At 34.9% G+C, this 13,922-nt stretch carries 14 protein-coding genes; 6 read left to right on the top strand and 8 right to left on the bottom strand.

From position 1 onward, the window contains the following. Nucleotide 1 precedes the first annotated feature (1 nt). From PBT91_RS00880 to PBT91_RS00850, 7 genes are all read right to left on the bottom strand, one after another. A complete protein-coding gene (locus tag PBT91_RS00880; protein WP_270059929.1) occupies nt 2-922 on the bottom strand; it encodes a tetratricopeptide repeat protein in 921 nt (306 codons plus the stop codon). A 1-nt stretch (nt 923) separates the two neighbouring features. Next, a complete protein-coding gene (locus PBT91_RS00875; RefSeq protein WP_270059928.1) occupies nt 924-1,967 on the bottom strand; it encodes a VWA domain-containing protein in 1,044 nt (347 codons plus the stop codon). A gap of 8 nt (nt 1,968-1,975) precedes the next feature. Next, nucleotides 1,976-2,980: a vWA domain-containing protein gene (locus PBT91_RS00870; RefSeq protein ID WP_270059927.1), complete on the bottom strand. Its 1,005-nt coding sequence runs from the start codon at nt 2,978-2,980 to the stop codon at nt 1,976-1,978. Then, nucleotides 2,980-4,638 carry a DUF4381 domain-containing protein gene (locus PBT91_RS00865; protein ID WP_270059926.1) on the bottom strand — a complete coding sequence of 553 codons (1,659 nt, stop codon included), beginning with the start codon at nt 4,636-4,638 and terminating at the stop codon, nt 2,980-2,982. Before PBT91_RS00865 ends, PBT91_RS00870 begins: the two co-directional genes overlap by 1 nt. A 10-nt stretch (nt 4,639-4,648) precedes the next feature. Continuing rightward, nucleotides 4,649-5,515: a DUF58 domain-containing protein gene (locus PBT91_RS00860; protein WP_270059925.1), complete on the bottom strand. Its 867-nt coding sequence runs from the start codon at nt 5,513-5,515 to the stop codon at nt 4,649-4,651. A 73-nt stretch (nt 5,516-5,588) separates the two neighbouring features. Then, the gene (locus PBT91_RS00855) at nt 5,589-6,593 is read right to left on the bottom strand and encodes an AAA family ATPase (RefSeq protein ID WP_270059924.1); all 1,005 of its coding nucleotides are present in this window, start codon (nt 6,591-6,593) and stop codon (nt 5,589-5,591) included. A gap of 341 nt (nt 6,594-6,934) precedes the next feature. After that, a complete protein-coding gene (locus PBT91_RS00850) occupies nt 6,935-7,738 on the bottom strand; it encodes a DUF4382 domain-containing protein (RefSeq protein WP_270059923.1) in 804 nt (267 codons plus the stop codon). A 165-nt stretch (nt 7,739-7,903) separates the two neighbouring features. Here PBT91_RS00850 and PBT91_RS00845 point away from each other — a divergent pair, with 165 nt between their 5' ends. From PBT91_RS00845 to PBT91_RS00830, 4 genes are all read left to right on the top strand, one after another. Next, nucleotides 7,904-8,653: an SDR family NAD(P)-dependent oxidoreductase gene (locus PBT91_RS00845; protein WP_270059922.1), complete on the top strand. Its 750-nt coding sequence runs from the start codon at nt 7,904-7,906 to the stop codon at nt 8,651-8,653. 1 nt (nt 8,654) lies between these two features. Further along, nucleotides 8,655-9,791: an ATP-binding protein gene (locus PBT91_RS00840; protein ID WP_270059921.1), complete on the top strand. Its 1,137-nt coding sequence runs from the start codon at nt 8,655-8,657 to the stop codon at nt 9,789-9,791. A gap of 1 nt (nt 9,792) precedes the next feature. Beyond that, nucleotides 9,793-10,524, top strand: a complete 732-nt coding sequence (locus PBT91_RS00835; RefSeq protein WP_270059920.1) for a metallophosphoesterase — start codon at nt 9,793-9,795, stop codon at nt 10,522-10,524. Between the two features lie 163 nt (nt 10,525-10,687). Further along, entirely contained in the window at nt 10,688-11,692 is a 1,005-nt protein-coding gene (locus PBT91_RS00830) for an acyl-ACP desaturase (RefSeq protein ID WP_270059919.1), read from the top strand. A gap of 55 nt (nt 11,693-11,747) precedes the next feature. Here PBT91_RS00830 and PBT91_RS00825 read toward each other — a convergent pair whose 3' ends face one another. Then, nucleotides 11,748-12,143 (bottom strand): YkvA family protein, encoded by a 396-nt coding sequence (locus PBT91_RS00825; RefSeq protein WP_270059918.1) that lies wholly within the window; start codon nt 12,141-12,143, stop codon nt 11,748-11,750. 251 nt (nt 12,144-12,394) lie between these two features. On the opposite strand from PBT91_RS00825, the gene PBT91_RS00820 reads away from it, so the two are divergent. Both PBT91_RS00820 and PBT91_RS00815 read left to right on the top strand, forming a co-directional pair. After that, nucleotides 12,395-12,943 carry a DUF3575 domain-containing protein gene (locus tag PBT91_RS00820; protein ID WP_270059917.1) on the top strand — a complete coding sequence of 183 codons (549 nt, stop codon included), beginning with the start codon at nt 12,395-12,397 and terminating at the stop codon, nt 12,941-12,943. Between the two features lie 110 nt (nt 12,944-13,053). Then, entirely contained in the window at nt 13,054-13,920 is an 867-nt protein-coding gene (locus tag PBT91_RS00815) for a DUF5694 domain-containing protein (RefSeq protein WP_270059916.1), read from the top strand. Nucleotides 13,921-13,922 lie beyond the last annotated feature (2 nt).

Here is a 13,922-nt window from a genome sequence, read left to right as displayed (position 1 = left end):
ACTACCAATCCTTATCAGATCTTGTTTTTACTCCTTTAGCTTTTTCAGCATTCATTTTATCCTGCGTTTTTTCTTCTTGATTATTCATCGCTTCTAACAGGTTTTTAATCTGCTGGGGAGAAAGCTGACCCTGCGCAGTTTGCGGTTTTTGCTGTTTTTTCTCTTCAGGATTTCCTTTTTGATCTTGTTGATCTTTATCTCCTTTATTTTGTTCGTTGGGATCTTGATCCTGCGGCTTTTCATTTTCTTTATCACCTTCTCCATCCTTTGGATCCTTATTTTCATCGTCTCCCTGATCTTTTGGATCTCCCTCTTGATCTTTGTCCTTCCCTTCGTCTCCCTTATTATCCTGATCTTTGTCCTGATCCTGTTTATCCTCGTTTTGATCTTTATTATCCTGATCGTCCTGATTATCTTTGTTGTCCTGATTTTTCTCTTGCTCTTCTTCAAGCTTCTTTTTGGCTAAAGCAAGATTATATCTAGTCTCATCATCTGTAGGATCATTTCTCAATGCATTTTTGTAAGCTTCCACCGCTTCTTTATATTTTTTCTGCTTCATAAAAGAATTCCCAAGATTATGATTGATCCTGTGGCGATCTTCTTTATTTTCAGAAACCTTATTTGCTTCAACAAATCTGGATTGAGATTCCCCAGATTTTTCGCGATTATAATATAGATTTCCCATATTATACTTAGCAGCAGTATTAGAAGGATCTTTAGCTATGGCCTTTCTATACGCAGCTTCAGCTTTTGCAAAATCGTTATCACCTAGAGCTTTTTCAGCTTCATTTAAATAGCTATTTGCTTCTTCTCTCATTTTCTCCATATCATCGCTTTGCTGCGCAACCAAAGTCGACGAAATAAAAAACATTAAGTATAGGAAAAACGAGTTTGGCCCAAATATTAGTTTTGCACATCTCATATTAACCCTTTTTTGTTTCGTTAAATAAATTAAGCTTTTTAATCCAAGCTGTACTCCTTTCTAAAAGGAATACATCTAAAAACAAAAACAGAAAGCAAAGCCCTAAAAACCATTGAAAATGCGATTGATAATCGGCAAATTGCTTAGCTTCAAATTCAGTTTTCTCTATATTTTTTAGCAAATCTTGTACCGTTTCAGTAACATTGGCAGTTACATTTCCCTCAATATATTCACCATTTGCCTGCGATGCAATTTCTTTGAGGGTTTTAGGATCCAATTTTGTGATAACTGTTTCGCCGTTTTGATCTTTTTTATAATTCTGAACTACACCATTTCTTTTAATAGGGATTGGACCACCTTTTTCTGTCCCTACTCCAATAGTATAAATTCTTATTCCTTCTTCTGAAGCATCATCGGCAATAGACTCTACATTACCTTCGTGATCCTCGCCATCACTTATAATAAATAGCACGCGATTGGTTTGCGTATCATCATCATAATAAGTTGTTGCCAAATCGATTGCATCTCGAATTGCAGTTCCCTGAGAGCTTATCATATCGGTATTTAGCGCTTGAAGAAACATTTTTGCTGAAGCATAATCTGTCGTAATGGGTAACTGCGGAAAAGCGCTGCCAGCATAGGCAATGATCCCTACACGGTCACTGCCCAAACCACCTAAAATTTGTCGTACTAGTTGTTTAGATTTCTCTAAACGACTAGGCGCAATATCTTCAGCATCCATACTTTTAGAAACATCGATCGCAAATACAATATCTACACCTTCTCGCTTTACAGTTTCCATAGTGGTTCCCATTTTTGGATTCACTAAAGCAACTGTCAAACAAGCCAAGGCTAAACAAAGTAAACTAACTTTTAAAATCGGTTTAAAATTCGATTTATTTGGAGCTAATTTTTGCAAAAGCTCATCACTAGCAAAACTTTTACGTGCTTTTCGCTTCCAAAATAAAAGGAAAACAAAAAGCAATAACACTACTGGAATTACCAGTAAAAGCCAAAAATATATTTCTTCTTCAAGTACTAACATTGCAAGCTTTATATAAAACTTCTAAAAATGGTATACCTCAATAACAATTCAAACAGTAACAAAGCACCTGCTAGTAAAGCAAATGGTCTAAATTTCTCGTCGTAATTGGTATACTTAAATTCTTCAATTTCTGTTTTTTCTAACTGATCGATCTCTTCGTAAATATCTTCTAGCTTTTCGTTATTGGTTGCCCGGAAGTATTTACCGCCGGTTTCATCGGCAATTTGTTGCAATAGCTCTTCGTCGATTTCAACCTTCCTATTACCAAACTGAAATCTACCATTAGGTAATATGCTTATAGGCGTTAGCGCCATTCCATTGCTTCCTACTCCAATAGTATAAACTTTAATATTAAATTCTTTTGCTAACTCACTAGCTACTTTTGGATCTATAAATCCTGAATTATTTACACCATCGGTAAGTAGAATAATTACTTTACTTTCTGCCTTACTATCTTTTAATCGATTTACAGAAGTTGCCAATCCAGATCCTATAGCAGTACCGCCTTGTAACACATTGTTAAACTCGATCCCTTCTAATGCTCGTAATACTACAGATTTATCACTGGTGATAGGCGTTTTTGTAAAACTTTCTCCCGAATATAATACCAAACCAATACGATCTGAAGGACGACCTTTTATAAATTCTTCTCCAACAGTTTTTGTAGCCTCCAAGCGATTTGGCTGAAGATCTCTAGCAAGCATACTGGCAGAAACATCTATTGCCATTACAATATCAATCCCCTGTGTACTATTGGTTCGGGTTGAAACATCTACTGTTCTTGGCCTTGCCAAAGCGACAATCAATAGCGCTAAAGCAAGAATTCTTAAAACATAAAGAACCGGCCTTAATTTAGCTAAAATACTCGGTTTTGCTTTAAATCCCTGAATGCTGGACATTCGTAACGCCGGGGTTTGCAGATTTCTTTTCCAGAAATACCATCCGATCGCCACCGGAAGTAAAATAAACAACCAGAAAAACTCAGGATTTTCGAAAGTGAAATTCGCAAACATTAATTTGTTGATTTTATAAGTTCTACTGAATTAATAATCCTTCCGGAAATTTCTTCAGCATAGCTATCATCTTCATTATAAATCACCGTGATTTGTTGGAAACCTCCGTTTTGAGCAAAATTCAGAATGCTATATTTTTTAGGCTGAATTTCATCGTTTACAGGATTTGTCATCTCTAAAGTACCAAAGACTTTCACTCCGTTAGCTCCATTTACTGTTGTAAAATCTTCCTGCTTCATCACGATATTTTGTGCGCCCTGATTTTCCAACTCTTTATAAACTCCATCTACCCCGGTCTTAAGGTCAAATTGGTCTTTTTTACTAAATGTTCTGGTACTTAAGCTGGTATAAAAATTACTAACCAAACTACCAAAACTAAACATCTGCGCATCTATATAAGATTGGGTAGCATCTTCGCTAAGCTCCATTTCTCTTCTTACCAAAACATCTGGAGTGGTAACATAAACCGCTGGCGTACCATATTCGCTTCTTATCCAATCACCTTCCAATAATTCTTTGGTTGGGTGTCCCCAATAGGTATCCACCACATAATCCAAACCTTTAGAGCTTATTAAAACAGCCAATGCGATAAACACGACTAAAACACCTCCCGAAATTCCTAAAATCAGTCTTTTTTTCCTTCTTTTAGAAAGTTTGCTTCGGCGATATTCTTCATCTTGCATCAACTCTTCTTCAGTAGGTTCTGGCATCGATGATTTTACATCATTAATGATCATTCGGCTTTTATTTCGATCTTCCTTTGCAGTAATAACATCTGGACGAGAACCGGCAAATTTCGCTAAATCGGCTCTTTGTAAAATCTGCTTTAAATTATCTAAGGTTTTGCCATGTAGCTGAAGTACTCCAGATTTCTGCTGAATTTCAAGGTATTCAATCAATTCGGTAGTTGTACTTTCCATCGCCCCATCATAAACTTTTTCGTCTAAATATCTTCTAATCGCATAAGTTAGTCTTGAATAATATTCTTTTACCTCTCGATTCTCGATAAGTGTGCTTTTATCCAGATCTTCCAAATCTTTCATAGCTTGCTCGTAAGGCGGTAGCTTATTTTCTAAAGCTTTTTCTCTCCTACGCTTTATAAAAAAGAATGCTAAAACACCTAAAATAACCAATACTAATAACAACCACCAAATCCAGTTTGGGACACTAAAGCTTTTAGGAATCTCTACCGATGGCTTTATTGGATACATTTCTTGTTTTGTAGTATCTACAGCTACATCGGCAACCTCAACACGCATCGAATCGGTTAAGAATGGCTTATTATTGATAATAATTTTTTGCTGCGGAATAGTATACGAACCCGAATCAAACTGGGTAAGTGTATATTCTTTAAAAAGCTGATATTTATTTTGAACTCGTGTAGTATCTGTTCCTAAAGACTCTACAATTTCTAAAGGTGCGAAAGTGTTTCCTTCAGGAAAAACAACAAGATTCGTAGAATCGGTTTCAACATTTATTTTATAGGCAATTTGCTCTCCAATTTTAATTTGCGCAGTATCTATTTTTGCTGAAACCTGAGCTTGCTGAGCAACTAATGGCATTGCAAAAAAAGCGAAAGCAATCACTAAAATTGCCAATAATCGCTTTTTGACAGCATGTTGTTTATATATAGGGTCTGACAATTGATTTTTCTTCATCTTAATATGCTTAGCCTCTTCTTTTAAAATACCCCAAAAGTTTTTTTACATAACTTTCGTCTACTCTGGTATTAATCACTCCCGAGCCACTTAGCTTAAAGCTTTCTTCAAAATATTTGACACGATCCAGATAATGATCGGTATAACTTCTCCTTACCGATTTACTGCCCGTATTTACGGTGATATATTCGTTGGTCTCTTCATCCAACATTTGTACCAAACCAAGATTAGGAATTTCCTTTTCGCGTTGATCATAAACCCGTATTCCCGTAACATCGTGCTTGTTTCCGGTAATTTTTAGCGTTTGTTGGTAATCATCGCCCATAAAATCGGAAAGCACAAAAACAATCGCTTTCTTTTTCATTACATTAGAAAGGTATTTTAATCCTTTACCAATATCGGTTTTCTTGCTTTTGGGCTTAAATTCTATAAGTTCTCGAATAATTCTTAGAACGTGAGATTTTCCTTTTTTAGGTGGAATATATTTTTCGATCTGGTCTGAAAACATAAGCAAACCGATCTTATCATTATTTTGTGTTGCTGAAAATGCCAAAGTCGCCGCAATTTCAGTAATCACTTCTTTTTTAAACTGACTTTGAGTCCCAAAAAACTCAGATCCAGAAACATCCACCACCAACATCATGGTTAGCTCTCGTTCTTCTTCAAAAACTTTTACAAAAGGCTCGTTATATTTTGCAGTAACATTCCAGTCGATACTACGAACATCATCACCAAATTGGTATTTTCGTACTTCACTAAACGTCATTCCCCTTCCTTTAAAGGTAGAATGATATTCCCCGCCAAAGATATGATCACTAAGGCGACGGGTCTTTATCTCGATCTTACGAACTTTCTTAAGTAACTCTTTGGTATCCATATAATTAAATAAACAAATAACAATAATCAATTACCAAAACGATTTTGATAATTGCCAATTGATAATTGTATACCTACGGCACTTCGATCTCGTTTACGATCTTAGCAATAATATCTTCAGAAGTTATATTTTCGGCTTCAGCTTCATAGGTAATTCCTATTCTGTGGCGCAATACATCGTAAACTACTGCTCTAACGTCTTCAGGAATTACATACCCTCTACGCTTTATAAATGCATAACACTTTGCTGCAGTTGCCAGGTTGATGCTACCACGAGGAGAAGCTCCAAAATTAATTAAAGGTTTTAAATCTTCAAGTTTATACTTTTCAGGAGTACGAGTAGCAAAGATGATATCAAGAATGTATTTCTCGATCTTTTCGTCCATATAAACCTCTCTAACGGTTTGCTGAGCTCTTAAAATTTGATCGATACTAACTACCTGATTTACTTTTTCAAAACTTCCTTTTAGATTGGCGCGGATAATTAACTGCTCTTCCTCTAATTGTGGATATTTAATTACTGTTTTTAGCATAAAACGATCGACCTGTGCTTCTGGTAAAGGATAAGTTCCTTCTTGCTCTACAGGGTTTTGCGTAGCCATTACCAAAAACGGTTTATCTAGCTTAAATGTCTCGTCACCAATGGTTACCTGCTTTTCCTGCATGGCTTCTAACAAGGCCGATTGTACTTTTGCGGGCGCACGGTTAATCTCATCTGCAAGAACGAAATTGGCGAAAATTGGCCCCTTTTTTATACTAAAATCATTGATTTTCATATTATAGATTAGCGTACCCACAACATCTGCTGGTAGCAAATCTGGCGTAAACTGCACACGGCTAAACGATCCATGCACTGCCTGTGATAATGTATTAATTGCCAGGGTTTTTGCAAGCCCGGGAACACCTTCTAAAAGAATATGTCCCTGTCCTAATAAACCTATAAGTAAACGCTCTACCATGTGCTTTTGGCCAACAATAACTTTATTCATTTCTGTTGTTAACACATCTATGAAAGCACTTTCTCTTTCAATTTTTTCGTTTAGACTGGCGATGTCTAAAGAAGATTGATTGTCTGTCATTATTCTAATTAGATTTTAAAACGTGAATATACAACCATACGGCGGTCGTAGCAAATTCAAAATTATTAAACTTTCGGATATTCAATAATCTAGTTTCTTTGGTTTAAGCATAAATCTAACGGAAAGCCTCAAATTGTATTGTGTATCAGCACTTAATAATTATAGAAAAAATATAGAACACTAAATATCAATACCTTAAGATTATAACTATTTTCATTTAAATCTCAAATAAAATAAAAATTAGAGCATATCATTACTACGCTGAAGCTTTCTTTAAAAAATTGAAAACAAAAAAAGGCGCTAAAAAAGCGCCCATTTTTGTTTTATCTAAAAGCCGAAATTTATTCTAAAAATAAAGTCTCTACATCTGTAATTTCGCCGTTTTCTACAACCACATTGTCTTTCGTAATAGCCTCTAATCCTGAAGCTTCCTCTGCGATTACCGTAATTTGGTAAGTTCCTTCTGGCACTCCGTAAAGTGTAAAATCACCATCTTCGTTTGTGTAAGCAGAAATTGTATTTGTAGCATTTTTAGCAGTTACTAAACTTCTAAATTCTGAAGGATGCACCTCACCCACAATTTTACCTGAATTTTCTTCCGCAGATAAACGAATTACAGGTTTTAATAGATATCCTCCATTCCCTTGGTTAACGATCGATTCTTCTACGTCAAAATCTAAAGTATAAGTATATGATTCACCCGATTCTAATTCTTTATCCAGGTTTAATTTAAGTCCAGATTGTTGGGCGCTTGGTGTTGCTAGTGCATATTGTTCTCCATCTACTACTACCGAATTATCATCTCCTAAAATTAGACGGATTTGTCCCGCATATCCTGGCGCAATTTCTTCGTCGGCTAATAATTGCGACACCCCACCGGTAAGTTCTAATAAATTATAGATTCCGGCTTCAGTATCCAATAGTATCCACCCATCATCTTCACCTTCAGCATCAACTTGTACTCTAACTTCTTCAACATCGATATTTACCTCATCAAAATCTCCGGGAGCATCGACCATTCTAAAAGCGACTCTGGCATTTTCTTCAGTAGAAACATTGTCGTCATCGTCACTACAAGAGGTTAACGTAAGACCTGCAAATACCAGTAAAAATAGCGTTTTAAAGTTTAAAATTTGTTTTTTCATAAATCAGATTTGTGTTTATTCAGCTTAAATAACGTTGTAAAATCGATATCATTTTCCATGTTTCCACCTGTTAACTATTTTTAACAAGATTTAAAATCTAATTAATTAGGCTAAACCTCTTACTTGTAAATACTTTAGTACATTAGTCTTTAAAAAAAATTAACAATGAAAACTGCATTAATCACAGGAGCAAGCAGCGGTATAGGAAAAGAAACAGCAAAAGCTTTAGCTGAAGAAGGTTATAATCTAATTATCTGCGGAAGACGAGAAGGCAGACTAAATGAACTTAAAGAAACATTGAGCAAAAAAGTTGATGTATTAACCTTAAGTTTTGATGTAAGAGATAAAGAAGAGGTTTTTAAAAAGATTGAAAATTTACCACCAGATTTCTCTAATATCGATATCCTTATAAACAACGCTGGTAATGCTCATGGTTTAGAAACTATCCAGGATGGCTCTATAGAAGACTGGGATGCCATGATCGATATTAACGTTAAAGGATTACTTTATGTTAGTAAAGCTGTAATTTCGGGAATGATCGAAAGAAAATCTGGACATATTATCAATATTGGTTCAACTGCTGGTAAAGAGGTTTATCCTAACGGAAATGTTTATTGTGCCAGCAAGCATGCCGTAGATGCCTTAAATCAGGGAATGAGAATAGACCTAAACGGCAAAGGAATTCGTGTAGGCGCAATTAACCCAGGTCTAGTAGAAACCGAGTTTAGTGATGTTCGATTTAAAGGTGATAAAGAAAAAGCTAAAAAAGTCTATCAAGGGTTTAAAGCTTTACAACCAGAAGATATTGCAGATATTATTCGTTTTGTAGTTACCAGACCATATCATGTAAATATTGCCGATTTAATCGTAATGTGCACTTCGCAGGCCACAAGCACTATTGTAGACAAAAACTAACATGATTAATAAACGCCTTCTTATAAAAAATCTTTTAGCGCATAACGACGAGAATAGTTTTTATGATAAAAAACTACAGCTGAACATTCGTGAAAAAGAAGGGAAGGCTAAATTTTTAAAACATATATGCGCACTTGCAAATTCTAATCCAAACAACAACTCCTACATAGTTATCGGTGTTAGAGATGAAGACAACGAAATTTTAGGTATCGATTTTTTTGATGACAGTAAAATCCAGAACCTTATAAATGCATATCTAAGCAATCCTCCTAAAATTATTTACGAGAACATTCCTTTTCCGCATCTTCCAGATCATTTGGTGGTAGGCTTAGTAACAATAAGACCTAATAATGGTCAAATTTGTTCACTTCGGAAAAATATCTGGAAGTATTATGGAGGCTCCATTTTTCTTAGAGATGGCAGCATAAGCATGCCAAAGGATTTTGATATTAAAATTGAAGATGAAAATTCTGAAGTTGTAGCCGCCATAGAAAAACATGCACAAAATAATATTGAGCTAACCCTAGACGGAGTTTTTGATTTCATTAATCATCACAAAAAACTAAATCCAACCTATAAAGTTTTTAAAGAATATTTTGTGGTCTGCTGGGCCGGGAAGAAGAAACATGCAAAAGGAAAAACTTACTTTAGCCGAGTAGATATTGCGCTTATCAACGAGCAGGTAAAACTATTTTATTCAGATTTAGATGAAGTAAGTATTTCTTCAGACAACGACACTTTCAAGATTTTGGAGTATGTTCATCTTGGTGTTCCCAATAGTTACAACTATTATCCTTTAGAAGAAGTAATCATTCATTTTAAAGATAATGCGACCTATGAAATACAAAGCAAACTAGTTTTCGAGCCACCGGTGTACGATAAAAATACGCTCTATCATATTTACAATAGCAACAATCTGCTGTTGGCACGCTTAAAACAACTCTTACCACTTACTAAAAATCAACGAAAGGATGTTAAAAACCTACCATCAACCTATTTGCTTTGTTATCTTAACGGCTTTGGAGAGGCGATGGAAAAACTGGAAGAAGCAAAACCCTTCTTAAAAAAGTATAGCAGAGAAGCCTACCATTATTATAAAGAAAGTACACGAATTTTAAGAAAAGTAAAATACAATTAGCATGGGTAGAACGCTTGCCATAGGTGATATTCACGGAGGACTACGCGCACTAAAACAACTATTAAACGAGGAAGTTGAAATTACAAAAGAGGATACCATTATTTTTCTTGGAGACTATGTTGATGGCTGGAGTGATTCAGCAAATGTGGTTTCGTATTTAATTGAATTATCAAAAGATTACAATTGTATTTTTATGCGTGGTAATCATGATGATCTTACACATCAATGGTTGGAAAGTGGCACAATGACTGAAAAATGGTTACATCATGGCGGGCAAAGCAGTATTGATGGTTACGCGAGATTAAACGAAGAAGAGAAGCAAGAACATCTTCGATTTTTTTCTGAAATGCAAAACTATTACGTAGACGATCAAAATCGATTATTTGTACACGCAGGCTTTACTAATCTTCATGGTCCAGAATACGAATATTACAGTACAGGATTTTACTGGGATCGTACACTTTGGGAAATGGCTTTAGCTTTAGATGAAAATATTAAAAAAGACAGTCCTTTTTTTCCGAAGCGATTACAGGTTTTCGATTCCATTTTTATTGGACACACTCCGGTAACTCGCATTGGTGAGAGCTTTCCGGTGAATAAAGCGAATATTTGGAATGTAGATACAGGTGCTGCTTTTAAAGGAAGTTTATCTGCTATAGATGTCGATTCTAAGAAAGTATGGCAAAGTGATCCTGTTTATACCTTGTATCCTGAAGAAAGTGGTAGAAATTGATTTACAAGTGTAAAAAATTTAGCTCTTTGTAATTCAATGTATTTCCCTTTAATTTGCAAACCATGCATTTAGTTAAAATAATTGCATGATTATTGCATTTTAACTTGCTAATAACTCTGTAATTTAGACAATTTTCATTAATTTACAGTAACATAGAAAAATAATGGCCCTAGAAAACATAAGACTTGAAGTAATGAAGACCATCGAAAAAAAAGTAGATGGGTTTATTGACGAATATCTAATTCCCGTAGATGATATTTGGCAACCTACCGATCTTTTGCCTAATCTACAGGGAGAAGAAGGTTTAGAAAATGCGAAACAACTACGCGAAGAAGCTAAAGAATTAGGTTACGATTTTTGGGTTGTTTTAGTGGCAGATATGGTTACTGAAGAAGCCCTACCTACTTACGAAAGCTGGCTAATGGATGTAGAAGGTGTAGACCAACAACGTCGTGCCGATGGCGAACAAAATCCATGGTCTAAATGGGTAAGACACTGGACAGGTGAAGAAAATCGCCACGGTGATACTCTTAATAAATACCTTTATTTATCTGGTCGTGTAGATATGCGAGAAATCGAAAAAACCACGCAGCATTTAATAAACGATGGTTTTGATATTGGTACTGGTAGAGATCCTTATAAAAACTTTGTATACACCAGTTTTCAGGAATTAGCCACTAATATTTCTCATAAACGTGTGGGACAATTAGCGAAGAAAAAAGGCAATAAAATGCTTGGAAAAATGTGTAACATCATTGCCGGAGACGAGATGCGCCATTACATGGCATATCGAGAATTTGTAAAAACCATATTTGAGCACGATCCAAGTGAAATGATGATTGCATTCCACGACATGATGAAGAAAAAAATTGTCATGCCAGCTCAATTTTTAAGAGAGAGCGGACAGGGAATTGCTGAAGCTTTCGAAAACTTCTCGAATGCAGCACAACGCCTTGGTGTGTATACCACCTACGATTATATCGATATTCTTAAAAAATTAAATGACTATTGGGAAATTGATAAAATGAGGGCCTTAACAGATGAAGCTGAAAAAGCTCGTGATTACTTAATGAAACTTCCCGATAGAATGACGAGAATTGCAGATCGTATCGCAATTCCGCAAGATCAATATACTTTTAAATGGGTAGCGAATAACGGAATTATTTAAACTCAGATACAATCAAAAAAGTCCGCTATAAAGCGGACTTTTTTGATTGTATTATTTAAGCTTTTCGATTAGCTTTCCAAACTTTATAAACTGCCAGGTCTTTTTCAATAAGACTTAAAGAAAAAGCAATAACTGCAGCGTCGTCCAGATATCCTACCACAGGAATAAAATCTGGAATCAAATCTATAGGAGACAATACGTACAGCAGCGCAGCTCCAATACCCGCTATAATATTAAAAGGGATTTCTCGATAATCACCATTCGCGTAATCTCTAACCAAATTAAATAAGATTTGCGCATCATCAAAATATCGTCTAAGCGCGTTCTTACTTTCAAATTTAGATTTGATTTTCTCCTCTTCCTCTAGAACAGTCTCTACATCTTCTTCTTGAAAATCCTCCTGTTTCTTCTGGTGTTCTTCCTCAATTTTATCTTTACTGAAAATGCTCATTTTTGATTGTTTAAATAGAGTTCCAAATTATAAAAATTATAGCAAACCTCTAAGAACCTTATCATTGTTTTAAGAGTAAAATTGTAAATTATGGTACTACTACAAGAACCACATTCAACACAAAAGTCACTTATTCCTAACAGATTAAACATAACAGCCTTATTGTTTCAGAAATAATTAAAATGCAATCACATTAAATTTATTAAAACTGAAAAAGTATATTTGCGCCACTAACAAAAATAGATCGATTTATGAAGAAGGTATTTTTTCTACTAAGTGCTATATGTCTAAGCACATTTGCTAAAGCGCAAACCAGCGGAAATCCACAAAATGAAATAAAATTAAATATCGCCAACACCATTGCTATTGCATCGGTAGAATTTGGTTACGAGCGTTTTTTAGACGAGAATCAATCTGTAGAAGCTATTGTTCTATTTAACGACCGTATAAATTATCATAGCGAAAGTGGTTCAAGAAAATTTAATACGACCAGCTTTAAGTTTGGGTATAACTACTATTTTGGAGAAGATGCAGGTTCTGGAATTTACGCCAATCCTTTTATCAAGATTCGTACAGGTGATTTTACAGAAGATGAAACAATAGATGAAAGAATCGTAGAATCAGAAACAGATATGGATTCGTTTATCGTAGGTCTAGGCGGCGGTTATAAATGGAATTTCAACAATAAATTTGTTTTAGGACCATTTATAAATATTGGAAGAAATTTTAGTGACGAGGTAAAAGATCGGTTTTCTGCAATCGAATTTAATGCAGGTTTCCAGATTGGCTATAGATTTTAATTGTACAGAAACCTCATTTTGTCCTGAGAAAATGAGTGTTTAGTTCATTTAAAAAATTAAAAGACAAGTGCTTTATAGTTTTGGTTTCAAATCTATAAAGCACTTTTTTTATGAAAACTATTTTAATTTCTCTTGTACTCAGTTTTAGCTTCACTTCAATAATAGCACAAGCTAATTTAAAAGATCCAGATGAATTTCTTCGGAAGGGAGCAAAGGTTCCCAAAGTCCTTTTAGTGGGAAGTTTTCATTTTAATTACCCAGGCTTGGATGCTCATAAAATTTCAGAAGAGAAGAAAATAAATATTTATTCTGAAAAACGCCAAAAAGAACTTCAGGAATTATTGAATTACATCAGCAAATTCAAACCCACAAAGATCATGGTCGAAACCGGTGAAAATACTGGTTATCTTTTAAAAAATTACGAAAGGTATAAAAATGGAGAAGAAAAACTGAGACCGAATGAATCCAGTCAAATAGGAATGCGATTGGCAGATCGATTTGCACTCGATACTATTTATGGTGTTGATGCTGGACATCTAATGTTGGATCTATATAAAAAAAGAACTTCTGAAAAACCGCAAAATTATATAGATAGCATCAGTGATCGACACCACTTTGGAGGAGATGATAAATTTATGCGACGTTACAACGAATTTTACTCATATAAAGATAAGGTTGAATACAAAAACACGCTGCTGAAAACCTTTAAGTATATGAATTCAGATAAAGTGTTGGATCGCGGATTTGGAGATTATATTTCAGGAGGTCAATTTATTTCTGAAGAGATGGAAGGTCCAGATGCATTGTCGATGTTTTGGATGAATAGAAATCTTAGGATCTTTAGGAAGATTCAGAAAATAAATCATAATCAGAATGACCGAATCTTAGTAATTTTTGGAGCCGGGCATGTTTCTATCCTAAAATGGCTTTTTAAATGCACCCCAGAATTTGAACTGGTAAAATTTAATGACCTGTAATC

It is taken from the genome of Zunongwangia sp. HGR-M22 (genome assembly GCF_027594425.1).
Lineage (GTDB): Bacteria > Bacteroidota > Bacteroidia > Flavobacteriales > Flavobacteriaceae > Zunongwangia.
Note: the sequence above shows the minus strand (reverse complement) of the source record. Positions and strands in the feature narration are given on the sequence as shown.